The sequence below is a fragment of the Streptomyces sp. NPDC059452 genome, from assembly GCF_042750035.1.
Classification (GTDB): Bacteria; Actinomycetota; Actinomycetes; order Streptomycetales; family Streptomycetaceae; genus Streptomyces.
The window spans coordinates 89400-114227 of sequence record NZ_JBHYVE010000006.1 but is presented as its reverse complement, the minus strand read 5'-3'; the positions used below and the strand labels follow the sequence as shown (position 1 = coordinate 114227).

The following is a 24828-nucleotide window of genomic DNA, read 5'->3' as shown; positions in this document are numbered from 1 at the left end:
AACAGGTGGATCGAACTTCTGCCCGGGCCAGGACAAAGGGGATTCCGGGCAGGGCGGGGCAGCCCCGGGAGCCCTTCACGAAGACCCTGACCCCGGGACCTGCCCAGCCCTCCCCTGCTCTCCCCCGCTCTGCTCCGCCCTGACCGGTGGTGCTACTCGCCGCCGCCGAAGGCCGCGTCGAAGGAGGCCGAGGGCGGGTCGAAGTCGAACCGCCTGAGGTGGGCAAGGGCTTCCGGAGCGCCGGTCAGCCGGTCCATGCCCGCGTCCTCCCACTCCACGGAGACCGGGCCCTCGTAGCCGATGGACCGCAGCATCCGGAACACGTCTTCCCAGGGCACGTCACCGTGGCCCGCCGAGACGAAGTCCCAGCCGCGCCGGGGGTCGCCCCACGGCAGGTGCGAGCCGAGGCGGCCGTTGCGGCCGTCGAGCCGTTTGCGGGCCTCCTTGCAGTCCACGTGGTAGATCCGGTCCCGGAAGTCGTAGAGGAAGCCGACCGGGTCGAGGTCCTGCCAGACGAAGTGGCTCGGGTCGAAGTTGAGCCCGAACGCGGGCCGGTGGTCCACCGCTTCCAGGGCGCGCTTGGTGGTCCAGTAGTCGTACGCGATCTCGCTCGGGTGCACCTCGTGGGCGAAGCGCACCCCCTCCGCGTCGAAGACGTCCAGGACCGGGTTCCAGCGCTCGGCGAAGTCCTCGTAGCCCCGCTCGATCATGTGCGGCGGGACCGGCGGGAACATCGCGACCAAATGCCAGATCGAGGAGCCGGTGAACCCGATGACCGTGTCCACCCCGAAGGCGGCGGCGGCCCGGGCGGTGTCCGCGATCTCGGCGGCGGCCCGCCGCCGTACGCCTTCGGCCTCGCCGTCGCCCCAGATGCGGGCGGGCAGGATGCCCTGGTGACGCTCGTCGATCGGGTGGTCACAGACTGCCTGGCCGACCAGGTGGTTGGAGATGGCGAAGCACTTCAGCCCGTACGTGTCGAGGAGTTGGCGCCTGCTGTCCACGTATCCGGGGTCGGACAGCGCCTTGTCGACCTCGAAGTGGTCGCCCCAGCAGGCGAGTTCGAGCCCGTCGTAACCGAAGTCCCGGGCGTGCTCACAGACCTCCTCCAGCGGGAGGTCGGCCCACTGGCCGGTGAAGAGGGTGAAGGGGCGGGGCATGGCGGCTGCCTCCTGGGACTAGGACGGGATGGGGGTGTGTACGGAGTTCTTGGCGGCGCTCTCCTCGACGGCGGCGAGCACCCGCTGCACCTGGAGGCCGTCCGCGAACGAGGGCCGGGGGGCCAGCCCTTCGGCGATCGTGCGGACCACGTCACGGGCCTGGTGGACGAAGGTGTGCTCGTACCCGAGGCCGTGGCCCGGCGGCCACCAGGCCTCCAGGTAGGGGTGTTCGGGCTCGGTGACCAGGATGCGGCGGAAGCCGGCGGTGGCGGCGGGCTCGGTGTGGTCGTGGAAGGAGAGCTCGTTGAGCCGCTCCAGGTCGAAGGAGAGCGAGCCCAGCTCCCCGTTGATCTCCAGCCGCAGCGCGTTCTTGCGGCCCGCCGCCATCCGGGTCGCCTCGAAGGAGGCCAGCGCCCCGGAGGCGAGGCGGCCGGTGAACAACGCCGCGTCGTCCACGGTCACTTCGCCCAGCTCCGTCGTGTCGGCGCTGCCGGAGAGGCCTGCGGCGGGTCCGGAGAGCAGGGGCCGCTCCCGTACGAAGGTCTCACTGACCGCCGACACCCCGGTCAGCAACTCCCCCGCCAGGTACTGGGCGAGGTCCACGATGTGCGCCCCCAGGTCGCCCAGCGCGCCCGAGCCCGCGTGTTCGCGCTTGAGCCGCCAGGTGAGCGGGGAGGCCGGGTCGACCAGCCAGTCCTGGAGGTAGCTGGCCCGTACGTGGCGCAGGGTGCCGAGGCGGCCGTCCGCGATGAGCTGCCGGGCGTAGGTGATGGCGGGCACCTTGCGGTAGTTGAAGCCCACGATCGCCACCTGCCCCCGGGCCTGGGCCGCTTCGGCGGCGCGGACCATCGCCTCCGCCTCCGCGACCGTGTTGGCGAGCGGCTTCTCGCACAGCACGTGCTTGCCCGCCTCCAGGGCGGCGATGGCGATCTCCGCATGGCTGTCGCCGGGGGTGCAGATGTCGATCAGCTGCACATCGTCCCGGGCGATCAGCGCCCGCCAGTCGGTCTCCGCCGCCGCCCAGCCGTGCCGGGCGGCGGCGGCGTCGACCGCCGCCCGGTCGCGTCCGCAGATCGCGGCGAGAGCGGGCCGCACCGGCAGGTCGAAGACGTGTCCGGCGGTGCGCCACCCCTGGGAGTGGGCGGCGCCCATGAACGCGTATCCGACCATGCCGACGCCGAGCGTTCCCGACGCCTGCCGTGGCGGCGGCGCTGCGGTCGGCGCTTGGGTCCCCTGCTCTTGACTACGGGCCATGCGGACTTCCTCCTCGTCGGTGGTTCGGTGGCGGGTGCGTGCGCCGGTCAGTTGAAGCCCGTCGGCAGGTACTGGTCGATGTTGTCCTTGGTGACCACGGCCGAATAGAGGGTCAGGGAGGTCGGGATCTCCATCTCGGAGAGGCCGTTGATGCCCTTGTCCTGGCCCAGCGCCCGCGCCAGGTCGATCGCGGACGCGGCCATCGTCGGCGGGTAGAGGACGGTCGCCTTGAGGACCCCGTTGTCGGCCTTGATGGCGTCCATCGCGGACTTGGCACCGGCGCCGCCGACCATGATGAACTCGTCGCGGCCCGCCTGCTGGATGGCCCGCAGCGCGCCCACGCCCTGGTCGTCGTCGTGGTTCCACAGAGCGTCGAACTGCTTCTGTGCCTGGAGGAGTTGGGCCATCTTGGCCTGACCCGACTCCACGGTGAACTCGGCGGCCTGACGGGCCACCAGCTTGATGTTGGGGTAGTTCTTGAGCGCGTCGGCGAAGCCCTGGCTGCGCTGTTTGGTCAGCTCCAGGTTGTCGATGCCCGCGAGCTCGACGACCTTGGCGTTCGCCTTGCCCTTGAGCTGTTCGCCGATGTAGTGACCGGCGTTGAGGCCCATGCCGTAGTTGTCGCCGCCGACCCAGCAGCGGTACGCCTGCGGGGAGGCGAAGATCCGGTCCAGGTTGACGACGGGGATGCCCGCCCGCATCGCCTCCAGGCCCACCTGGGTGAGCGCCTTGCCGTCGGCGGGGAGGATGACGAGGACGTCGACCTTCTTGTTGATGAGCGTCTTGACCTGGCCGATCTGGGCGGCGGTGTCGTTGGACCCCTCGGTGATCTCCAGTGTCACCTCGGAGTACTCCTCCGCCCGGGACTTGGCGTTCACGTTGATGGCGTTGAGCCAGCCGTGGTCGGCCTGCGGACCGGCGAAGCCGATGGTGACGGCCTTGCCCGGCTTGTCGTCGGCGGCGGGCTGGCTGTTGCCCCCGGGCTCGGCGTTCTTCGGCTCGTTGCTGGTGCAGGCGGTGAGGAGCGCGCCCGCGGAGAGGGCGGTGGCTCCGAACAGCAGCCCTCTGCGGCTGGTCTCTGGCATGGCGGTGGGACCCTTCGTCCGGTGGATGGGCAGGGGAAGTGCGGTTGTTCAGCGGCAAGTTGCTCAGGTGTCCCCGCCGCGCAGGGTGCGGCGCTGGACGAGTACGGCGGCGACGATGATGGCGCCCTTGGCGATCTGCTGGACGTCGCTCTGGAGGTTGTTGAGCGCGAAGATGTTGGTGATGGTCGTGAAGATCAGGACGCCGAGGACGGAGCCGACGATGGTTCCGCGACCGCCGCTGAGCAGGGTGCCGCCGATGATCGCGGCGGCGATGGCGTCGAGTTCGTACAGGTTGCCGTTGGTGTTCTGGCCGGAGCCCGCGAGCACGATCAGCATGAAGGCGGCGATGCCGCAGCACAGCCCGGAGAGCACGTAGAGGTAGAGGCGCTGGCGGCGGACGTCGATCCCGGCGAGCCGGGCCGCCTCCGCGTTGCCGCCGACGGCGACCGTGCGGCGGCCGAAGGTGGTCCGGTTGAGGATCAGCCAGCCGATGACGGTGACAGCGGCGAACATGAGGACCAGCGGCGGGATTCCGAGGAGGTAGGAGTCCGGCAGCCCGAGGTTGAGGACCGAGTCGACGGTGACGATCTGCGTCTTGCCGTCGGTGATCATGAGGGCGAGACCGCGCGCCGAGGCGAGCATGGCCAGCGTCGCGATGAACGGGACCATCCCCCCGTACGCGATGAGGACACCGTTCACCAGTCCTGCGGCGACGCCGACGATCACGGCGGTGAAGGCGATGCCCGCGAAGCCGTACTCCTGGGTGGCCAGCGTCGTCGCCCAGACCGAGGCGAGCGCGACCATCGCCCCGACGGAGAGGTCGATGCCGCCGCTGGTGATGACGAAGGTCATGCCGACGGTGACGACCCCGATGACGGAGGCCTGGGTCAGGATCAGCTGGAGGTTCCCGGTGTCCAGGAACGTGTCCGGTTCGGTGATCCCGCCGACCGCGATCAGGACGGCGAGGACGCCGAGCAGGGACAGGGTGCGGACGTCGAGCCGCAGACCGAGTCCGGGCCGGGCGCCGCCGCCGGGCTTCGAGGGGGGCGCGGCGGCGGAGCCGGGGACGGCCCCCTTGTCCGGCCCGTTGTGCTGCGCCGACGGGGCGGGCTGAGTCATGGCGTCGGGCTCCCTTCCATCACGAGGTCGAGTACGCGGTGCTCGTCGAGCTCCTGGGCGGGGGCCGTGTGCACGACCTGGCCCTCCCGGAGCACCAGCACCCGGTCGGCGAGGCCCAGGACTTCGGGCACTTCGCTGGAGACGAGCAGGACGGCGAGGCCTTCGTCGGCCAGCCGGCGGATCACGGCGTAGAGCTCGGCGCGGGCGCCGACGTCGACGCCACGGGTGGGTTCGTCGAGCAGCAGGACCCGGCAGCCGCGCAGCAGCCAGCGGGCCAGGACGGCCTTCTGCTGGTTGCCGCCGGAGAGGGTGCGGATGAGGGTGTCCGGGTTGTCCGGCCGCAGGGAGAGTTCGCGGGTGGCCTGCTGCGCGGACCGCCGCTCGCCGCTCCGGTCGATCCATCCCGCCCGGGCGAACCGGGAGAGGGAGGAGACGGAGACGTTACGGGTGACGGACTCGGTCATCAGCAGGGCCTGGGCCTTGCGCTCCTCGGGGGCGAGGCCGATCCCGGCGGCGACGGCGGCCCGCACGCTGCCGGGGCGGAGCTGCCTGCCCGCGACGGTGACGGTCCCCGAACTCGCCTTGCGGGCCCCGTAGATCGTCTCCAGGATCTCCGAGCGGCCGGAGCCGACGAGTCCGGCGAGACCGACGATCTCGCCGGGCCGCAGTTCGAGGTCGACGGGTTCGAACTCCCCCTTGCGGGAAAGACCTTGCACCCGGAGAACGGGTTCCGCCGTGCTGGCCGGGGGCTCTTCGGGGCGGGGCGGGAAGACGTACTCGACGTCCCGGCCGGTCATCATGGCAACGATGTCGCGCGTCGGAGTGTCGGCGGCGGGAAGCCCGACCGCGACCGCCCGGCCGTCCTTGAGGACGGTGACCCGGTCACCGATGCGGCGGATCTCCTCCAGCCGGTGCGAGATGTAGACGACGGCGACCCCGTCGGCGGTCAGGCTGTCGACGGTCCGGAAGAGGTTGTCGACCTCGTCGGGGTCGAGCGCGGCGGACGGCTCGTCCATCACGATGAGCCGCACGTCGTGGGAGAGCGCCCGCGCCATGGAGACGATCTGCTGCTGGGCGGCGGAGAGGTCCCCGACCGGCCGGGCGGGGTCGATCTCCGGGTGACCGAGACGGGCCAGGAGCGCCTTCGCCGCCGAACGCCCCTCCCCCGTACGGACGATGAAGCCCGCACTGGTCGGTTCATGGCCGAGGAAAACGTTCTCGGCGACCGACAGCCCTTCCACCAGGTCGAGTTCCTGGTAGATGGTGGCGATCCCGAGGCGCATGGCGGCGATCGGCGACTTGAACCGTACGGCTTCGCCACGCCAGGTGATCTCCCCGCCGTCGGGCTGGTGGACCCCGGCGAGCACCTTGATGAGGGTGGACTTGCCCGCGCCGTTCTGGCCGAGGAGGCAGTGGACCTCGCCTGCCTGGACCTCCAGGTCGACGCCGTCCAAGGCGCGTACGCCGGGGAAGGACTTGGTGATGCCGGACATGGTGAGCAGGGGCAGGGGTGGTTCTGGTGCCATGACGAATCCCCTCGGCGAATGGGGTCTCCCCGTGCTCGGGCGGGTGCCGAGCGCTCGGGGAGGGCCGGTGAGCGGGCGGGGCGCAGGGCTGGAGGTGCCGTGGAGCCGGCACCGGGAGCGGCTGCCGCCCTGGGGTACGTGACGCGTACCTGACCAATGCGGTGGTGCGTACGGTGATGGGTGATGGGTGATGGGTGGGGTGCGGGGGTGCGGGTGGCGGCAAGGGCGGGTGCGAGTGGCGGTGGGAGCCGTGGTTCGCGAGGCTGTCGTGCGGTTCGCGGGTTCGCGGGGCTGTCGTTCAGTTCGCAGGGCTGTCGTGCGGTTCGCGGAGCTGTCGTGCGCTGAACGGTGGTGCGTAGAAGGGTGGCTGGCGGAGCTTTCGCGGGCGGGTTGTCGTGACCGGAACGGTGGTGCGTACGGTGCCGGGGGCCGCGCGGGGGCGCTGCTCACCGGCTCCGTGGTCAGGCCGGTGAGAAGAGGTGGTCGCTGATGAGCCGGGCCGCGCCGATCACTCCGGCGGTCGGCCCCAACTCGCCCAGCACGATGGGGAGGTTGCCCGTGGCCAGCGGCAGGGACTGCCGGTAGACCTGGGTGCGGACACTGGCGAGGAGGTTGTGACCGAGGCCGGTGACCCCGCCGCCGATCACCACCAGACCGGGGTTGAAGAAGCTGACGAGGCCCGCGATGACCTGGCCGACCCGGTTGCCGCCCTCGCGGATCAGGTCGAGCGCCGCCGCGTCCCCGGCCGCCGCGGCGGCGGCCACATCGGCGGCGGTGAGGCGGCCTGCCGCCTCCAACCGGACCACGAGCTCGGGCGAACGGCCCTCGCGGGCCGCGTCCTCCGCGTCGCGGGCCAGGGCGGCCCCGCTGAAGTGGGCTTCCAGACAGCCCCGGTTGCCACAGGCGCAGGCCCGCCCGTCCGGTTCCACCTGGATGTGCCCGATGTCCCCGGCGCTGCCCGTCGTCCCCCGGTAGACCTCACCGCCGACGACGATCCCGCAGCCGATCCCCGTACCGATCTTGACGCAGAGGAAGTCGCCCACGGAACGGGCGACGCCCGCGTGCTGCTCCCCCATCGCCATGAGGTTCACGTCGTTGTCGACCATGACGGGGCAGCCCAGGTCCTGGCTGAGCGCCTCGCGGACCGGGAACCCGTCCCAGCCGGGCATGATCGGCGGCGCGACCGGTACGCCTTCGGGGAAGCGGACGGGGCCGGGAACCCCGATGCCCGCGCCGTCGAAGCCCTCGGCGAGGCCGGAGGCCCGGAGCTTGGCAGCCATCGCCAGGACCTGCTCGAAGACCGCGACGGGCCCCTCCCGCACGTCCATCGGCTGGTTGAGGTGGCCCAGCACCTCCAACTCCGCGTTGGTGACGGCCACATCGATGGAGGTGGCGCCGATGTCGACTCCGAGGAAACGCAGTTCGGGGGCGAGCCGGATGTTGTGCGAGCGGCGCCCGCCACGGGATGCGGCGAGTCCGTCGGCCACCACCAGACCGGTCTCCAGCAGCCGGTCCACCTCGACGGCGAGCTTGGAGCGCGAGAGGTCGACCTGATCCCCCAGCTGTGCACGGGAGTTGGGCCCTCCGTCGCGCAACAGCCGGAGCAACCGCGCCTGATGCGCGTTCGCGGGTCGTGCCGTCATACGTCTCACGCGTCCCTCCCCGCCACATCCGGCCAGTCCGTCGGGCTTCCGATGGGGAACGTAGCAGCGCTTTCCCGGAGTGGGAAGAAGTTGCGCAGGAATCCGCTCCAACTTTCTCCACACCCAGGACAAAGACCCCCGGGAAGGGCTTGGGAAGAGCTCGGGGAGGGCTCGGGGAGGGCTCGGGGAGGGCTCGGGGAATGGTCAGGGGCAGCGGATGACCTGTCCGGCGTACGAGAGGTTTCCACCGAAGCCGAAGAGCAGCACGGGCGCCCCGGAGGCGATCTCGCCGCGCTCGACGAGCTTGGAGAGCGCCATCGGGATGGAGGCGGCGGAGGTGTTGCCGGAGTCCACCACATCCCGGGCGATAATCGCGTTGACCGCGCCGATCTTCCGGGCGACCGGCTCGATGATCCGCAGGTTGGCCTGGTGCAGGACGACGGCGGCCAGGTCTTCCGGGGCGATGCCCGCCTTCTCGCAGACCTGCCGGGCGATCGGGGGCAGCTGGGTGGTGGCCCAGCGGTAGACGGACTGGCCCTCCTGCGCGAAGCGCGGCGGCGTCCCCTCGATCCGTACGGCGTTGCCCATCTCCGGCACCGATCCCCACAGCACCGGCCCGATACCGGGGCCGTCCGGGGTGTCGGGGGCGGCCGGGTCGGCGGTGACGACGGCGGCACCCGCCCCGTCGCCGAGCAGGACGCAGGTGGTGCGGTCGGTCCAGTCCGCGATGTCACCCATCTTGTCGGCGCCGATGACCAGGGCCCGGGTCGCCGCACCGGCCCGGATCGTGTGGTCGGCGACGGCCAGGGCGTGGGTGAAGCCCGAGCAGACCACGTTGATGTCCATCACGGCGGGCGAACCCATGGAGAGCCGCGCCGCGACCCGGGCTGCCATGCTCGGGGACCGGTCGATCGCGGTGGAGGTGGCCACCAGCACCAGATCGATGTCCGAGGGCTGGAGCCCGGCGGCGGCCAGCGCCTTGGCGCCCGCGTGTGCGGCCAGCTCGTCCACCGGCTCGTCGGGGCCTCCCACGTGCCGGGTCTTGATACCGACCCGGCTCGTGATCCACTCGTCGCTCGTGTCGACCATGGCCGCCAGATCGTCGTTGGTGAGCACCTTGGCGGGCTGATAGTGGCCGAGCGCCACGACACGTGAGCCGGTCATACGGGTTCCCATCATTACGTAGGGCAGGAAACACCCAGTGTTGGTGGCTACCGTCCGGTACGGGGGCACGTGATCCCACAGGAATCCGGCCCGCGTGTTGGAGCATTGACAACAGCCCGGCCCCCGTGCTGCTCCCGTGCCGGGACAGGGAGATGCGTGTGCAGGACAATGACGGGGCCAGGCTCCGGCCGCAGCCACGGCCACCAGCTCCGCACACCGACAGAATCGGGTTCAGCCTCATGGGACGGGTCACCGAGCGCCGCCGCACCCTCCGTATCCGGGACGGTGCCGTCTCCTCCCGCGCCGACACACTGGTCGCGGAGGAGCCCCTGGAGATCCGGCTGAACGGCAGGCCCCTGGCCATCACCATGCGCACACCGGGCGACGACTTCGCCCTGGCCGCCGGGTTCCTGGTGAGCGAGGGAGTGATCGCCGAGAGTGCGGAGGTGCAGTCGATCGTCTACTGCGCCGGGGCGACCGCCGACGGGGTGAACACGTACAACGTGGTGGACGTGAAGCTCGCGCCGGGTGTCGTGGTGCCCGACATCACACTGGAGCGGAACGTCTACACCACCTCCTCGTGCGGCCTGTGCGGCAAGGCCAGCCTGGACGCGGTACGCACCACCACCCGCCATCCGGTCGGTGACACTCCCCCGGTCCGCGTCACGCCCGAGCTGCTCTCCGCCCTCCCGGACCGGCTGCGGGCCGCGCAGAAGGTGTTCGACCGGACCGGGGGGCTGCACGCGGCGGCCCTCTTCTCCGAGGAGGGCGAGCTCTGGGACGTCCGGGAGGACGTGGGGCGGCACAACGCGGTGGACAAGCTGGTCGGCCGGGCGCTGACGGACGGGCGGCTGCCGTTGTCACGGGCGGTGCTGCTGGTATCGGGGCGTGCCTCGTTCGAACTGGCGCAGAAGGCGGTGATGGCCGGGATCCCGGTGCTCGCGGCGGTCTCGGCGCCGTCCTCGCTGGCGGTGGACCTTGCGGCGGAGACCGGACTGACGCTGGTGGGCTTCCTGCGGGGGCCGTCCATGAACGTGTACGCCGGTGAGCACCGGATCGCGCTGGGGGCGGAGGTCCCGCGGGGCTGAGGCGGCCGTGCCCGGCCTCGTAAGGCTCACGGACGGCCGCGAGACCGGACAGCTGTCAGGTGCTCGATGCCGCTGCCCGGGGCACGGCCGCCGAGCCGGAGTCGGCGGGGTCCCCTGCCTCGGCGACTCCGGCATCGGCGGGATCCCCGGCATCGGCGGGGTCCCCAGCATCGGCAGGGTCCTTCGCTGCCCCTTCCGGGTCCCGCGAGCGGCGCTTCGCGATGACCGCGCAGACCATCAGCTGCATCTGGTGGAAGAGCATCAGCGGCAGCACGGCGAGGCTCGCGTGCGCGCCGAACAGCACGCTCGCCATGGGCAGCCCGGCGGCCAGGCTCTTCTTCGACCCGGCGAACTGGATGGCGATCCGGTCCTCCCGGTCGAAGCCGAGCCGCCGTGCCCCGTACCAGGTCAGCGCGAGCATCAGGGCCAGCAGGACCGCCTCGGCCACGAGCAGGGCGCCGAGCCGGGCCGGGGTGACCCGGCTCCAGATACCGGCGACCATGCCCTGACTGAACGCGGTGTAGACGACCAGCAGGATCGAGCCCCGGTCCACCAGACCGAGCACCTTCTTGTGGCGGGTCAGAAAGCCGCCGACCCAGCGGCGCAGGAACTGTCCGGCGAGGAACGGGACGAGCAACTGGAGCACGATCTTCAGCAGCGAGTCCGCGGAGAACCCTCCGGCCGCGGAACCGAGCAGGAGCGCGGCCAGCAGCGGGGTCAGGAAGATTCCGGTGAGGCTGGAGAAGGACCCGGCGCAGATCGCGGCGGGCACGTTCCCCCGGGCGATCGAGGTGAAGGCGATCGAGGACTGGATCGTCGAGGGCACGAGGCACAGGAAGAGGAAGCCCGCCTGGAGCTCGGGCGTCAGCACGTACGGCACGAGGCCCTTGCTGGCCAGTCCCAGCAGTGGGAAGGCGACGAAGGTGCAGGCCAGGACGGTGAGGTGGAGCCGCCAGTGCTTCAGCCCGTCGACCGCCTCGGCCGTCGAGAGCCGGGCCCCGTAGAGGAAGAAGAGGAGGGCGACCGCCGCGGTGGAGGCCCCGCCCGCCACCTCGGCGGCCGTGCCACGTGCGGGCAGCAGCGCGGCGAGGACGACCGTGCCGATCAGCGCGAGGATGTACGCGTCGACCGGCAGCCAGGACGGCAGGGTGAGGATGCGGCGGCGGCTCATGTGCTCCACGTGATTCTTCGGCTTGCTGCTTCGCCCCAGCGACGCGGGCTGACTCGTAGCCCCACGATCGCGGGCTGACTCGTACACCCCGCAGACTCGGGCTGACTCGTTCGCCCCACGATCGCGGGCTGGCTCGTACGCCCCACAGACTCGGGCTCGCTCCCGGGCTTGCTGTACGTCCCACCATCCTGCCCGGTGCTCGGCGATCGGTAATCCCTCACACCGCTCTGACTGCCATCACAGAACGCGATAACAGCCGCTAGCGTGAGTCCGTGGACACCTCCTACGACCCCGCCCAGCTCCGTACCTTCCTCGCAGTCGCCCAGACCCTGAGCTTCACCCAGGCCGCGCGCCGGCTGGGGATCCGGCAGTCCACGGTCAGCCAGCACGTCCGGCGGCTGGAGGAGGCAGCCGGGCGGCAGTTGTTCGCCCGGGACACCCACCGGGTCGACCTGACCGAGGACGGCGAGGCCATGCTCGGCTTCGCCCGGACGATCCTGGCGGCGCACGAACGGGCCGCCGCCTTCTTCGCGGGCACCCGGCTGCGCGGCCGGCTCCGCTTCGGGGCCTCCGAGGACTTCGTGCTGACCCGGCTGCCGGAGATCCTGGAGTCGTTCCGCCGCGACCACCCCGACGTGGAACTGGAACTCACCGTGGAGCTGTCCGGGACCCTGCACCGGCAGCTGGAGGCGGGTCGGCTGGACCTGGTGCTGGCCAAGCGGAGGACCGGCGACACCCATGGCGAGCTGGTGTGGCAGGACGCACTGGACTGGATCGGCGCGCCACAGCTCCGGATCGATCCGGAACGCCCGGTGCCGCTCATCGTCTTCCCGCCGCCCGGCATCACCCGGGCCCGCGCCCTGGAGGTGCTGGAGGAGCACGGGCGGGCCTGGCGGATCGCGTGTACGAGTACGAGCCTCAGCGCCCTGGTGGCGGCGGCGCGGGCGGGGCTGGGCGTGATGGTGCACTCGCGGGGGCTGATCCCGCCGGGGCTCGCACCGGTTCCGGCGCGGGCGGGGCTGCCGGATCCGGGCAGCGTCGACTTCGTCCTGCTGCACGGGGACCGGCGGGGCGCGGCACAGGAGGCGGCGGAGGCGCTGGCGGGGGCGATCCTGGCGGGCGGGGACCGGCTGCACCGAGGAATCGGGGGCCGGGAGAGCTGATCGGGAGAGCTGATCGGGAGGGCCGGGAGTGATCGCCACGGTCGGATTCGGTGGAGATGTGACCGCGAGCCGCTTACTCCTCCGGCAGAAGTGCGCCCGAGCCTTGCCCATCTGGCCGGATTTCGACGGTCGACCGCTGAAGTCCGCACGTTTTACGGGAGGTTCGGACCCTCCCGCCGGGCCCTCGGTTGGGGTAGCGTCGCGGCGCTGTGCGGAGCGCCACGAGGAGCAGGTCATTGCGTGAATTCACGGTCCCACCGCTGGCTGCGGCGCCTCTGGTCGGCGGTCTGGCCGATGTGGTCTTCGACTACGCCGAGCGCGACCCGCAGCGGGTCGCGCTCGGCCGCAAGGACGCGGGCGGGCAGTGGCGGGATGTGACCTCGGAGATGTTCCGCGACGAGGTGCTGGCCCTGGCCAAGGGGCTGATCGCGCACGGGGTCCGGTTCGGCGACCGGGTCGCCCTGATGTCCCGTACACGGTACGAGTGGACGCTCTTCGACTTCGCCGTCTGGTCGGTGGGGGCCCAGTCGGTGCCGGTCTACCCGACCTCCTCCGCCGAGCAGGTCCACTGGATGCTGCACGACGCCGAAGTGGTGGCGGTGATGGTCGAGCACGAGGACCACGCGATGACCGTCGGCTCCGTGATCGACCGGCTGCCGCACCTCAAGCGGCTGTGGCAGCTGGACGCCGGTGCGGTGGACGAGCTGGTCGGGGCGGGCGGGATGGTCGACGACGAGGTGGTGCACCGGCACCGGCGCGCGGTGACGCCCGAGTCCGTGGCGACGGTGATCTACACCTCGGGCACGACCGGCCGCCCCAAGGGGTGCGTGATCACCCATGCGAGCTTCATGTTCGAGAGCGACACGATGGTCGCCCGCTGGGAGCCCGTGTTCCACTCCAAGCCCGGCGACGAGGCGGCCACGCTCCTCTTCCTCCCGCTGGCTCATGTCTTCGGCCGGATGGTGGAGATCGCGGCGGTACGGGGACGGGTCAAGCTCGGCCACCAGCCGGAGCTGTCGGCGAACGCGCTCATGCCGGACCTGGTGACGTTCCGGCCGTCCTTCATCCTGGCGGTGCCCCACATCTTCGAGAAGGTCTTCAACGGCGCCCGCCGCAGGGCCGAGGCGGAGGGCAGGGCCGGGCCGTTCGACAAGGCCGTGGACATCGCGGTGAAGTACGCCGAGGCGCTGGAGCAGAAGGCGTTCGGGCTCGGGCCCGGGCCGTCCGCCGGGCTGCGGGTGCAGCACCAGTTCTTCGACAAGGTGGTCTACAAGAAGGTCCGCGACGCGATGGGCGGCCGGGTGCGGCACGCGATGTCGGGCGGCTCGGGCATGAACCGCCGGCTCGGCCTGTTCTTCGCGGGCGCCGGGGTGAGCGTCTTCGAAGGGTACGGGCTGACCGAGTCGACGGCGGCGGCGACGGCGAACCCGCCCGAGCGCACCCGGTACGGCACGGTCGGGCAGCCCGTCCCCGGCACGTCGGTGCACATCGCGGACGACGGCGAGGTCTGGCTGTACGGCCCCCACGTCTTCTCCGGCTATCTGGGCAACCCCGCCGCCACCCGGGCCACCCTCGACGACGGCTGGCTGGCCACCGGGGACCTCGGTTCGCTGGACGCGGACGGCTATCTGACGATCACCGGGCGGAAGAAGGAGATCCTGGTGACGTCCGGCGGCAAGAGCGTGTCGCCGGCCGGTCTGGAGGAGCGGGTGCGGGCGCATCCGCTGGTCGCCCAGTGCATCGTCGTCGGCAACGACCGCCCGTACATCGCGGCGCTGGTCACCGTCGACCAGGAGGCCGTGGACCACTGGCTCTCCATGCAGGGCCGCACCCCGCTCGGCCCCGCCGACCTGGTGCGCGACCCGGACCTGGAGATGGAGGTCCGCCGGGCGGTGGTGGCCGCCAACACAGCGGTGTCGCAGGCCGAGTCGATCCGTACGTTCCGGATCCTGGCCCATCCGTTCACCGAGGAGCACGGGCTGCTGACGCCCTCGCTGAAGCTGAAGCGGAAGGCGATCGAGACGGCGTACGCGGTCGAGGTCGACGCGCTCTACCACTGATGGCCGACGCGCTCCACCGCTGACGGCCGGCGCGCTCCACGGCTGACGTCGACGTGGTTCTCGTAACGCTGTCGCGGAGATGGGATCACGGGGCGGGAATGCCTGGGTGCGCCCGCTCGTTGTCGTAGGGAGTACCAACCGACGACGTTAGGATCGACCGCTCGTGAGCCAGGTCCCCTCCATCACCCTCAACAACGGCCTCGAAATGCCGCAGCTCGGTTTCGGTGTCTGGCAGGTGCCGGACGACGAGGCGGCGAAGGCGGTCGCGAAGGCCATCGAGTCCGGGTACCGGTCCATCGACACCGCCGCGATCTACGAGAACGAGGTGGGCACCGGCAAGGCCATCGCCGCCTCCGGTGTCGCCCGTGACGAGCTCTTCGTCACCACAAAGCTGTGGAACAGCGAGCAGGGCTACGACAGCACGCTGCGCGCGTTCGACGCCTCGCTGGACAAGCTCGGCCTGGACTACGTCGACCTGTATCTGATCCACTGGCCGGTCCCGGCCAAGGACGCGTACACCGAGACGTACAAGGCGTTCGAGAAGATCCACGCCGATGGCCGGGCCAAGGCGATCGGTGTGTCGAACTTCCACCCCGAGCACCTGAAGCGGCTGCTGGACGAGACCTCCGTGGTCCCCGTCCTCAACCAGATCGAGCTGCACCCCCAGCTCCAGCAGGCCGAGGCGCGCGCCTTCCACGCCGAGCACGGCATCGCCACCGAGGCCTGGTCGCCGCTGGGCCAGGGCAAGGGGCTCCTGGAGGTGCCGACCGTCGTCGCCATCGCCCAGAAGCACGGCCGCACCCCTGCCCAGGCGGTGCTGCGCTGGCACCTGCAGACCGGCAACATCGTGATCCCGAAGTCCGTGACCCCGGCGCGGATCGAGGAGAACATCGACGTGTTCGGTTTCGAGCTGGACGCCGACGACCTCGCCGCCTTCGCGGCGCTGGACGAGGGCAAGCGGCTCGGCCCGGACCCGGCGGAGTTCAACCTCGGCGCCTGAGCGTCCTGAGCGTCAGGCCTTCCGGCGCCCCCACCGTCACGGCGGTGGGGGCGCCGTCGTCGGTCCACAGCCCCACGTCAGCCCCACATCCCGGGAGTGAACAGAGAATGAGCAGCGATCCGGCGCCCGTCGTCGAGGCGGGTACGTACCGTCTGCGCAATGTCGGCAGCGGCCTGGTGCTGGAGGTGTACGGCGCGGCCAAGGGCAGCGGCGCCCGGGTGCAGCAGGGCAAGGACGACGGGACGGCCGCCCAGCAGTGGGAGCTGTCCCCGGTGCACGAGGGCGCGGCCCTCTACCACCTGGTCAACGCGCACAGCGGGAAGCGGCTGGACGTCGCGAACGCCGATACGGAGAACGGCGTCCGCATCCAGCAGTGGAAGGCCAACAACTTCGGCGCCCAGGAGTGGCTGATCGAACAGCATCTGGAGGCGCCGGGGACGGTGACGCTCGTCAGCTTCATCAGCGGGCTCGCCATGGAGGTCGCCGACCGCTCCACGGAGGAAGGCGGCACGGTCCAGCAGTGGGAGGACACCGACTCCCCCTTCCAGTGGTGGCAGTTGGAGCCGGTGCCGCCGTCCTGACCGCGCCCCGGGGGCTGTGCCCTCTCAGTCGCGGCGGCCGAGGTGGACCGTGCGGGCGGTGAGCAGGTAGATGTCGGGGCGGTGGTGGAGACCGGCCGGGTCCTCGGGGTCCAGCAGCCGTTCCAGTACGGCGTGGTCCTCGGCGTCGAGCAGCTCGCCGAACACCTCGGCCTCCCGGGTCAGCCGGGCGACCACATGGTCGCGGGCGGGTCCGGAGAGCGGGGCGGGCAGGTCGAGCAGGAAGCTGCGGGTGCCCTGCGGGGTCAGCCCGACCGACTCGATCAGGGCGCTCCAGTCCTCCGTCTCCCGCTTGGCGTCCGGCAGTTCGGTCCGCATCCGGTCGAACCGGGCGGCGGAGGCCGCCTCCATCCGGGCCTCCAGTCCGGGCCGCCCGAAGCCGAGGTCCCGGGGCAGCCGCCGGGTGGGCAGCCCGCCCTCCAGGAGGGCCACCGTCCCACCGGGGCGCAGGAGCCCGGCGAAGCCGGCCAGGGCGGCGCGCTGGTCGCCCATGTGGTGCAGGGAGTTGCCGGCCCAGATGAGGTCGGCCTCACCCAACCGGTTCGCTTCCTGCGGGAGTTCGGCCTCCACCGTCCGGACGCGGTCGCTCAGGCCGAGTCGCCGGGCGCGGTCCTCCGTCCGCTCCAGCAGGGCGGGCGTGGGGTCCACGGCGACGACTTCGGCCTCGGGGAACACCTCGGCCAGCAGACAGGTGACGACACCGGGGCCGCTGCCGATGTCCAGCACCCGGCGCACCTTCGGCGCGGTGGGCAGGGCCGCGATCCAGCGGGCCGCCTCCTCGTACGGCCCGCTGTTGAGCTCGGCCTCCTGCTCCAGCATCGGGCCCATGACGTTCCAGTCGAATCCCGCGTCCTGACCCGCCGCATGCGATCCGCGGTGGGTGTGGCCGGGGGCGGACGGGGGCGTGTGGGCGGGGGCGTGTGCGTCGTGGTGGCCGTTTCCGGCGTGGCTGCTCATGGCGCCACCTTCGCCAAAGGTCAGCGTTCGGGCAAGTTACGTTGCCGTTCCGGCAAGTCCTCCACGTCCTTCACGTCCCTTCCGGCCGCGCGGTACTCCTGCGGACTGACTCCCCGGACGCGCTTGAACGCCGTGCTGAACGCGAACGGGGCGCTGTAGCCGACCTTCCGGGCCACCGCCTCCACCGTGGCGTCGCTCTCCCGGAGCAGATCGGCCGCGACGGCGAGCCGCCAGCCGGTGAGGTACGCCATCGGGGGCTCGCCGACGAGTTCGGTGAAGCGGCGGGCGAGCCCGGCCCGCGAGACCCCGGCCCGGGCGGCGAGCGAGGCGACGGTCCAGGGGTGCGCCGGGTCGTCCTGGAGCAGCCGGACCGCCACCCCCACGACGGGGTCGCCCAGGGCCCGGTACCAGGCCGGGGCCTCGGCGCCCGGCCGGGAGAACCAGCCGCGCAGCACCGCGATGAGCAGCAGGTCCAGCAGCCGGTCCAGGACGACGTGCTGCCCCGGTTCGTCCTGGGCGATCTCCGCGTCGAGCAGGCGGAGCAGCGGCCCGGTCCGGGTGTCGGCGGGGAGCCGGAGCAGCGGCGGCAGGGCGTCGAGCAGCCGGCGGCTGATCTCGCCGTCCATCAGGTAGGTGCCGACGAGGACCGCCGTCGACCCGTGGGCGGCGTTGCCCCAGGTCCGTACCCCCAGCACCATCTCCTGGGAGAGCGGCTGCCCGTGCAGGGTGGTGCAGTGGCCGCCGGGTCCGACGAGGGCGTGCGGGCCGGTCCCGGGCGTGTCGGCGACGGTGTACGGGTGGGGGCCGCGCACCACCGCGATGTCGCCCGGGACCAGACGGACCGGCTCGGCCCCCTCCTCCTCCGGGACGATCCACGCCGCGCCCCGGGTGACCGACATCAGGCAGACCGGGGCACGGTCGGCGACCCGTACCGCCCAGGGCGGCTCCATCACCATGCGCAGGAGGAAGGCGCCCCGGGCCCGGGGTCCGTCCAGGAGTCCGGCGAGAGCGTCCATGGCGGACAGCGTAGACGCGGGCGGGGCGGGCGGGGCTGCGAGCGGGTCAGGGCGTGGACGCAGACGGAGGGAGCTGAGCTTCTGAACGATGGTCCCGCTGTCCGGCGCGCGGAAGTCTGGAGTCATGACGGAGAACACGAAGAAGAAGACGTATACGAAGCTGACGGGAACGGGACCGATTCTCGTGACGGGCGGCACCGGCAAGACCGGCCGCCGGGTGGCGGAGCGGCTGACGGCGCTGGGGGTGCCGGTCCGGGCCGGTTCGCGTACCGGCGAGGTGCGCTTCGACTGGCAGGACGAGTCGGGCTGGGCGGCGGCGCTGGCCGGGGCGGCGGCCGCGTACATCACGTACTACCCGGATCTGGCGGTGCCCGGTGCGGCCGGGGCGATGGCGGCGTTCGGGCGGATCGCGGCGGCGAGCGGGGTCCGCCGGCTGGTGCTCCTGTCGGGGCGCGGCGAACCGCAGGCGGCCGTGGCCGAGGAGGCGCTGCGGGGTGCGGCGGGGGCGGTGGAGCTCACCGTCGTACGGTCGGCGTTCTTCGCGCAGAACTTCAGCGAGGGTGCGCTGCTGGACGGCGTGCTCGGGGGCGAGCTGGTCTTCCCGGCCGGGTCGACGGCCGAACCGTTCCTGGACATCGACGACCTGGCCGATGTGGTGGTGGCGGCGCTGACCGGAGAGGGGCACGCGGGGGCGGTGTACGAGCTGACCGGGCCCCGGAGCCTGACGTTCGAGGAGGCGGCGGCCGAGCTCGGCCGGGCGGCGGGGCGGCCGGTGCGGTACGTCCCGGTGAGCGGCCCGGCGTACGCGGAGGTGCTGGAGGGGTTCGGGGTGTCCGGTCCCGAGGCGGGGTTCCTGGCCGAGCTGTTCGCGACGCTGCTGGACGGCCACAACTCCGCCACGACGGACGATGTGAAGCGGGTGCTGGGGCGGGAGGCCAAGGAGTTCACCGCGTTCGCCCGGGAAGCCGCGCGGGACGGCGCCTGGCACGGCTGACCGGAGCGGCTGAACCGGAGCCGGCGGCAGCGGCTGAACTGGAGCGCAGCCCTCCGGCCCTCGCGGGCCGGAGGTACAGGGCGGAAACATTGCCTGAACCGAAGAGTGACCGACATATTGCCGGGGCGGGCCGGTGGCCATAACTTGCCATTATGGAGCTGGAGTTGCGCCATCTGAGAACCGTCCGTGCCATCGCCGACACCGGCAGCCTCACCAAGGCCGCCGCCACGCTGGGCCTCGCCCAGCCCGCTCTCAGCGCCCAACTGCGGCGGATCGAGAAGGCGCTCGGGGGCACGCTCTTCGACCGCGACCATACGGGCGCCCGCGCCACCCCGCTCGGCGAACTGGTGCTGGAGCGGGCCCGGGTGGTGCTGCCCGCGGTGAGTGAACTCCAGGCGGAGGCGGTGCGGTTCGCCAACGCCACCGGGCCGCTGGAGCGGTTCCGGCTGGGCGGTACGCATGGACCGCTCCTCGGCGGTCTGGTCGACCGGATCGCCACGGCGCACCCGCAGGCGCCGGTCTCCACGTACACCGCGTGGTCGGTGGACGAGATCGCCTCCCTGACCATCGACGGGCGCCTGGACTTCGCGCTCATCGGCACCTGCGGCGAGAGCCCGCCGCCGCTGGCCGACCGGCTGGTCTGGGAGGTGGTGGGGGTGGACCCGGTCTTCGTGATGCTGCCGGAGGACCACCCGCTGGCCGACGAGGAGGAGCTGGAACTCGCCGCGCTGGCGGACCAGTGCTGGGCGGATGTGCCGGGGGACGGCTGTTTCGCCGACTGTTTCACCACGGCCTGCGCCCGGGCGGGCTTCACCCCGGTGTCGGTGTACGAGACGGACACCTCCTCCGTCGTCCACCTGGTGCAGGTCGGGCGGGCGATCGGACTGTGCCGGGCGACGTTCCCGCCCGTCCCCGGCCTGGTGACCCGGCCCCTCGCCGGTGCGCCGCTCAGCTGGCGGCACCTGCTGGGCTGGCACCCGCACTCCCCCGCCGCCGACGCCGCGGCGGTGGCAGTGGCCGCCCAGACCCGGGCGGCGTACGCGGAGGCCGTGTCACGCAGCCCCGTCTACGCACGGTGGCTCGCCGGGAACCCCCGGTTCGGACTGGTGAGCTGAGCTCAGTCTGAGAACTGGGCTCCGTCTGGTGAGCTGGGGCCGTCTGATGAGCTGGGCTCCGTCTGATCGGCCGAGCTCCCGTCGTACGTGCTACTCCGCGCCGTGGGCCGGTGCCGCGGCCGCCACCCGGGTGGCCAGTTCCAGGTCCTTCGCCGTGACCGCGCCGCCCGCGTCGTGCGTGTGGACGGAGAGGGCCACGGTGTTGTAGCCGAGCGTGAGATCGGAGTGGTGGTTCAGCTCTTCCTGGATCTGCGCGATGTGCACGGTCAGCGCGGCGGCGGCGAAGTGCGAGGGCAGCCGGTAGGTCCGGGTGATCCGGTCCCCTTCCAGCGCCCAGCCGGGCAGCGCCTCCAGCCGGTGTTCGGTCTCGGTCTTCGACAGCGGTTCGGCGGACATGGAACGGCTCCCGTGGGGTGTCGGTTGTCGGCGTGCGAGGTGTGCGAGGCGTGCGAGGCATGCGACCGGTCGGTGCGGCTTCGGCGTCCTCGGTGGACCGGCCCGCCCGTGACGTTACGGTCTTCGCACGACGGCTGTCTCCCCCGACACGGGAGTGGGGTGGCTGTCCCCCTGCCCCGGGCCGGGCGGCGGCCGGAACAGGGGGACGTCATCGCCTACGGGGTCAGACGCGGGCCCCGTTGTCGGCCGGGTCCCGCCGGGGTGCGCGGCCCCGCCGGGAGGACTTGCCCGGTACGGGCGGCGGTGCGGTGGTGGTGCGTTCCAGGACGATGGCGCCCGGTACGGCGGTGAAGACCGAGGACCAGGTGCCCACGACGATGCCGATGAGCAGGGCCAGCGCGAAGTCGGCCAGCGAGTCGCCGCCCAGCACGGCGAGGGCGACCAGGATGAACAGGGCGCCCATACCGGTGTTCACCGTACGGGGGACGGTCTGGAGGACGGCCCGGCGCGCGATGGTGGGCAGGGGCGTCTTCCGGTTCCTGCCCCACAGCTCCCGTACCCGGTCGAAGACCACCACCGAGTCGTTGACCGAGTAGCCGATGACGGTGAGCAGGGCGGCCAGGAAGATGCCGTCCACGGGCCGCCCCAGCCAGGCGAAGGCGCCCACCACGATGATCACGTCATGCACCAGCGCCACGACAGAGGCCACGGCGAACGTCCAGCGGAACCGGACCGCCAGATAGGCGAGCTGCACGAACACCGCGACGGCCAGGGCGATCAGCGCGTTGCGCCGCAGCTCGTCGCCGAGGCTCGGGCCGATCAGCTCGTCCCGTACCTTCGTGGTCTCACCGCCCTCGGTGGCCAGGGCGGTCCTCAGGGCGTGCTCCCCGTCGTTGTCCAGCTTCCCTGTGCGTACGGAGATGTCGCCGTCGCCCGCCGTGGTGACCTCGGCGTCACCGAAACCGGCCTCGGCGAGCGTGGAGCGGGCGGTCTCGACGTCGACGGGGCGGCTGGTGGAGTACTCCACGAGCCGGCCCCCGGTGAACTCGACGCCCAGGTCGACCCCGCGCACCACGATCCCGCCGACGGCGACGGCCACCAGGACGGTGGAGACGACGAGCCACTGGACCGGCTTCCGGAACAGCTTCGGGTCCTTGCGGGTCAGCCAGGTGCGTACGCCGCCGGGGCGCGCGATGCCGTTGACGCCCGGGTAGTCGCTGACGAACCGGGAGCCCGCCGCGATCTCGGTGAGCGCCCGGGCGATGACCAGCGCGGAGAACATCGAGGCGATGACCCCGATGGCGAGGGTGACGCCGAAGCCCTTGACCGGGCCCGAGCCCAGGAAGAACAGCAGCCCGGCGGCGAGGAGCGTGGTGATGTTCGAGTCGGCGACCGCGCTGAACGCCTTCCGGAACCCGGTGGTCAGGGCCGAGCGCAGGGTGGGTTTCGGCTGGGCCTGGCACTCCTCTCTGGCCCGTTCGAAGACCAGGACGTTCGCGTCGACCGCCATCCCGATGGCCAGGACGAACCCGGCGAGTCCGGGGAGCGTGAGGGTGACGCCGAGGCCGACGAGTGCGGCGTACGAGATCACGCCGTACGCGGCGAGGGCGACGGCGGCGAGCGCGCCGAAGAGGCGGTAGATGACGGTGATGAAGAGCGCGGTGGCGGCGGCGCCGATCAGGGCCGCCTGGGCGCTCGCGTCGATGGCCGCGGCGCCGAGGGTCGGGCCGACGGTCCGCTGCTCGACGATCTCGACGGGGACGGGCAGGGCGCCGCCCTTGATGAGCAGGGCCAGATCACGGGCCTCCTTCGCGGTGAAGGAACCGGTGATCTGGGTGCCGCCGGAGGGCAGTCCCGCCTGGCAGCCGACCGAGGGGTCCACCTGGGGCGAGGAGATGACCTTCTCGTCCAGGACGATCGCGACGCGCCGCCGCTCGTCCCCGGCGGGGTGGCAGGCGGCCTCGCCGGTGAGCTTGGTCCAGCCCTTCCCGGCGTCCTTGTGGAAGTCGAGGGAGACGGTCCAGCCGCCCGCCTGCTGGGCGTCGAAGGCGGCGGTGGCGTCCTTGACGCCCGCTCCGGAGAGCTGGGTGGGGCCGAGGTCGAGCTGCGTCCCCTGCTCGTCGGGCAGGATCAGCCGCTTGGCCCCGGTTTCGGGCTTGGCCTCGGGTTCGGCACCGGGTGGCAGGGCACCGAGGACCGGGTGGAAGCTGAGCTGGGCCGTGCGGCCGATCACGGCGGCGGCCTGGCGCGGGTCCTGGACGTCGGGGAGTTCGACGATGATCCGGTCCTCGCCGGAGCGGGTGAGGACGGGTTCCGCGACCCCGAGGGAGTCGACGCGCTGGCGCAGGACCTCCAGGGTGCGGTCGGTGGTCTCCCGGTCCGCCTTGACGGTGGCGGTGTCCTTGGCCTGGAGCACCATACGGGTGCCGCCCTGGAGATCGAGGCCGAGTCTGGGTGACATGGTCAGCGTGATGAAGACGGAGACGAGCAGGACGGCGGCAGCCAGAACCGCTCGCACCGTGGTGGCGCGAGTCATGGGAATCCTCCGGTGGGGCGTCGGCCGCCCTCACCTCAGCGAGGACGCGACGCCGGAACGGCAGAGCAGGACCGGTGGCCGGTCGGGGGACCGGCGGTCGTGCCGCCCGGAGGACCGCGGACACCGGGCAGCGCGCCCCGGCGCCCGGAAGGCGTTCCGGCGGAGGCGGCGGCGACCCGCTCGACATGGCCGCGCGGCCCGGCCGGGCCGGGCGCGCAGGGGAGCAGCCCTTCGTAGGAGGGCGGGGGCGCATGGCCGGTGAGGTGGGCGCGGCTGCTGCCCGCCCGGGGGGTCTGCGTGGTCGGATCGGCGCCCGGCGACCGCTCGTGGAGGGCCTGGGTGTGCGGCCGGGCGGGGCTGGTCCGCACAGGGGGCCGGTCGGGGCCGGGCTGCTGATCGCGGACGTTGCGGCCGCCCGCGCCGGGGCCTGCGGGGGCCGGGGCCGAGCGGGTGCGCCGGAGATCGTGGTGGGCGGAGCCGGGGTGGACGGTCCGGTCGGTCTGCGGGGCGGGCGCCGGGAGCTGCGGCGTGTACGCCACCGTGAGCGCGAGGCTGTTGAGGGCACCGACAGGGAGCGCGGCGCCTGCGGCGGGGGCACCACCGGCCAGGGTGAGGACAGCGAGGAGCAGCGCGGCGAGCATGCGGCGCGAGCTCTGCGCCGGGCCGGGCGACCGCAGCCGGAGTGCGTTCCCCCGGGGCGGCGCCGGGTGCGGGGTCACCTCAGTCGGCCGGGTGGGGCGGAGGGCGTCGCCCCGTGGCGGAGTACGGAGCTCAGGATCTGCCCGGCGCCGCGTACGACGGTGGTCGACGGGTCGTCGGCCAGCCGCACGGGGGTGCCGAGGCACCGGGCCAGGCGGTCGGTGACGTCGGAGCGCAGCGCTCCGCCGCCCGCGAGGACCGGGCCCTTGCGCAGGGCGCCCCGGATCGCGCCGTGCCGGTCCTGCCGCCACATGGACTTCACCATGTCGAGGACCGTACCGACGAGGGTGGCGGGCAGCGTCGCCGGGTCCAGGTCGCTGAGCCCGGTCTCGGCCTGCCGGGCGTCGGCGACCCGGCCGCCGACGAGGAGCGTGACCTCGGTCAGCTCGGCGCCCATGTCGACGACGAGGAGGGGACCGGCGTCGCGCGGTCCGGCGTACGCGGCGGCGGCCCGGGCGCTGCTGAGGACGAGGACGCGCGTCGGTCCCAGTCCGGCGAGCAGCTCCCGCGCGGCGTTGCGGTGTCCGGCCCCGGCGAGGACGGGGTGGCTGAGGACGATCACGCTGTCCGTACGGTCGGGCCCCAGGGCCGCGTCGGCGATGCGGCCGAGCAGCCGCCCGCAGGACTCGGGGTCGACGATCCGCCCGCGCCGGACGGGCCGCTCGGTGCCCCCGTCGAGGGCGCGGCCGAGGAACGGGTCGGCGACCAGGCCGTGGCCGGGCACCCAGGCCCGGGTGCGGGAGCTGCCGAGGTCCAGGGCGAACCCCCGGGCGGCCACGGTCCTGCCGCCGAGCCGGCGGTGTCCGTGGCGCACCCGGAGCGCCCCGGGCTCACGCCCGGTCCCGGACCTCCCGGCCCCGCTTCCGTCACGAAGCGGTCCAGGACCCCCGCCGGGCGGGCGGGGTCCCTCGCCGAGCGGTCCGTGTCCGTCGTCGAGCGGGCCGGGGCCTTCACCGGACCGGCCGGGCCCGAACGTGGTCGAAGGGTCACGGTCCTCGCCGCCGGGCCGACCCGGCGGGGGGACGGCACGGCCGCGTCGCTGTCCGTCGTACGGAGAACGCATCGCCCCTCACCCCCGGCCGGCCA

Annotated in this window: 21 protein-coding genes; 7 read left to right on the top strand and 14 right to left on the bottom strand. The window is 72.5% G+C overall.

The features are described 5' to 3' along the window. Positions 1-152 precede the first annotated feature (152 nt). From ACFW9Z_RS11225 to ACFW9Z_RS11195, 7 genes are all read right to left on the bottom strand, one after another. Positions 153-1157, bottom strand: coding sequence for a sugar phosphate isomerase/epimerase family protein (locus tag ACFW9Z_RS11225; RefSeq protein ID WP_384637815.1), 1005 nt, complete (start codon positions 1155-1157; stop codon positions 153-155). Between the two features lie 18 nt (positions 1158-1175). Beyond that, positions 1176-2411, bottom strand: a complete 1236-nt coding sequence (locus ACFW9Z_RS11220; RefSeq protein WP_384637812.1) for a Gfo/Idh/MocA family protein — start codon at positions 2409-2411, stop codon at positions 1176-1178. A gap of 47 nt (positions 2412-2458) precedes the next feature. Continuing rightward, on the bottom strand, positions 2459-3496 hold the full coding sequence (locus tag ACFW9Z_RS11215; protein WP_384637809.1) for a substrate-binding domain-containing protein: 1038 nt from the start codon (positions 3494-3496) through the stop codon (positions 2459-2461). 63 nt (positions 3497-3559) lie between these two features. Continuing rightward, complete coding sequence (locus tag ACFW9Z_RS11210) at positions 3560-4615, bottom strand: ABC transporter permease (RefSeq protein ID WP_384637806.1); 1056 nt, start codon at positions 4613-4615, stop codon at positions 3560-3562. Further along, complete coding sequence (locus ACFW9Z_RS11205) at positions 4612-6141, bottom strand: sugar ABC transporter ATP-binding protein (RefSeq protein ID WP_384637804.1); 1530 nt, start codon at positions 6139-6141, stop codon at positions 4612-4614. The genes ACFW9Z_RS11210 and ACFW9Z_RS11205 overlap by 4 nt, the downstream gene beginning before the upstream one ends. 461 nt (positions 6142-6602) lie before the next feature. Beyond that, positions 6603-7784: an ROK family protein gene (locus tag ACFW9Z_RS11200; RefSeq protein ID WP_384637802.1), complete on the bottom strand. Its 1182-nt coding sequence runs from the start codon at positions 7782-7784 to the stop codon at positions 6603-6605. 204 nt (positions 7785-7988) lie between these two features. Further along, complete coding sequence (locus ACFW9Z_RS11195; protein ID WP_384637799.1) at positions 7989-8948, bottom strand: beta-ketoacyl-ACP synthase III; 960 nt, start codon at positions 8946-8948, stop codon at positions 7989-7991. A gap of 239 nt (positions 8949-9187) precedes the next feature. On the opposite strand from ACFW9Z_RS11195, the gene fdhD reads away from it, so the two are divergent. Further along, on the top strand, positions 9188-10036 hold the full coding sequence (gene fdhD / locus ACFW9Z_RS11190) for a formate dehydrogenase accessory sulfurtransferase FdhD (RefSeq protein WP_384637796.1): 849 nt from the start codon (positions 9188-9190) through the stop codon (positions 10034-10036). 55 nt (positions 10037-10091) lie between these two features. On the opposite strand, the gene ACFW9Z_RS11185 is transcribed toward fdhD, so the two are convergent. Continuing rightward, positions 10092-11207: a bile acid:sodium symporter family protein gene (locus ACFW9Z_RS11185; RefSeq protein ID WP_384637794.1), complete on the bottom strand. Its 1116-nt coding sequence runs from the start codon at positions 11205-11207 to the stop codon at positions 10092-10094. Between the two features lie 272 nt (positions 11208-11479). On the opposite strand from ACFW9Z_RS11185, the gene ACFW9Z_RS11180 reads away from it, so the two are divergent. The 4 genes from ACFW9Z_RS11180 (at position 11480) to ACFW9Z_RS11165 (ending at position 16011) form a co-directional block, all read left to right on the top strand. Further along, positions 11480-12370, top strand: coding sequence for a LysR substrate-binding domain-containing protein (locus ACFW9Z_RS11180; RefSeq protein ID WP_384637791.1), 891 nt, complete (start codon positions 11480-11482; stop codon positions 12368-12370). 260 nt (positions 12371-12630) lie between these two features. After that, complete coding sequence (locus ACFW9Z_RS11175; protein ID WP_384638249.1) at positions 12631-14430, top strand: AMP-dependent synthetase/ligase; 1800 nt, start codon at positions 12631-12633, stop codon at positions 14428-14430. Positions 14431-14593: 163 nt separating this feature from the next. Continuing rightward, positions 14594-15430 carry an aldo/keto reductase gene (locus tag ACFW9Z_RS11170; protein ID WP_384637789.1) on the top strand — a complete coding sequence of 279 codons (837 nt, stop codon included), beginning with the start codon at positions 14594-14596 and terminating at the stop codon, positions 15428-15430. A 107-nt stretch (positions 15431-15537) separates the two neighbouring features. Continuing rightward, positions 15538-16011 (top strand): RICIN domain-containing protein, encoded by a 474-nt coding sequence (locus tag ACFW9Z_RS11165; RefSeq protein WP_384637786.1) that lies wholly within the window; start codon positions 15538-15540, stop codon positions 16009-16011. A 24-nt stretch (positions 16012-16035) separates the two neighbouring features. Here ACFW9Z_RS11165 and ACFW9Z_RS11160 read toward each other — a convergent pair whose 3' ends face one another. After that, the gene (locus ACFW9Z_RS11160; protein ID WP_384637783.1) at positions 16036-16986 is read right to left on the bottom strand and encodes a class I SAM-dependent methyltransferase; all 951 of its coding nucleotides are present in this window, start codon (positions 16984-16986) and stop codon (positions 16036-16038) included. A 20-nt stretch (positions 16987-17006) separates the two neighbouring features. After that, a complete protein-coding gene (locus tag ACFW9Z_RS11155; RefSeq protein ID WP_384637781.1) occupies positions 17007-18002 on the bottom strand; it encodes an AraC family transcriptional regulator in 996 nt (331 codons plus the stop codon). A 124-nt stretch (positions 18003-18126) separates the two neighbouring features. Here ACFW9Z_RS11155 and ACFW9Z_RS11150 point away from each other — a divergent pair, with 124 nt between their 5' ends. After that, positions 18127-18996: an NmrA family transcriptional regulator gene (locus tag ACFW9Z_RS11150; protein ID WP_384637778.1), complete on the top strand. Its 870-nt coding sequence runs from the start codon at positions 18127-18129 to the stop codon at positions 18994-18996. A gap of 152 nt (positions 18997-19148) precedes the next feature. Beyond that, complete coding sequence (locus tag ACFW9Z_RS11145) at positions 19149-20111, top strand: LysR family transcriptional regulator (RefSeq protein WP_384637775.1); 963 nt, start codon at positions 19149-19151, stop codon at positions 20109-20111. Between the two features lie 90 nt (positions 20112-20201). Here ACFW9Z_RS11145 and ACFW9Z_RS11140 read toward each other — a convergent pair whose 3' ends face one another. From ACFW9Z_RS11140 to ACFW9Z_RS11125, 4 genes are all read right to left on the bottom strand, one after another. Further along, the gene (locus ACFW9Z_RS11140) at positions 20202-20507 is read right to left on the bottom strand and encodes a 4a-hydroxytetrahydrobiopterin dehydratase (RefSeq protein ID WP_384637773.1); all 306 of its coding nucleotides are present in this window, start codon (positions 20505-20507) and stop codon (positions 20202-20204) included. A gap of 223 nt (positions 20508-20730) precedes the next feature. After that, a complete protein-coding gene (gene secD, locus ACFW9Z_RS11135) occupies positions 20731-23043 on the bottom strand; it encodes a protein translocase subunit SecD (RefSeq protein ID WP_384637770.1) in 2313 nt (770 codons plus the stop codon). 35 nt (positions 23044-23078) lie between these two features. Continuing rightward, complete coding sequence (locus tag ACFW9Z_RS11130) at positions 23079-23684, bottom strand: hypothetical protein (protein WP_384637767.1); 606 nt, start codon at positions 23682-23684, stop codon at positions 23079-23081. 74 nt (positions 23685-23758) lie between these two features. Beyond that, entirely contained in the window at positions 23759-24466 is a 708-nt protein-coding gene (locus ACFW9Z_RS11125) for a rod shape-determining protein (RefSeq protein WP_384638246.1), read from the bottom strand. Positions 24467-24828 lie beyond the last annotated feature (362 nt).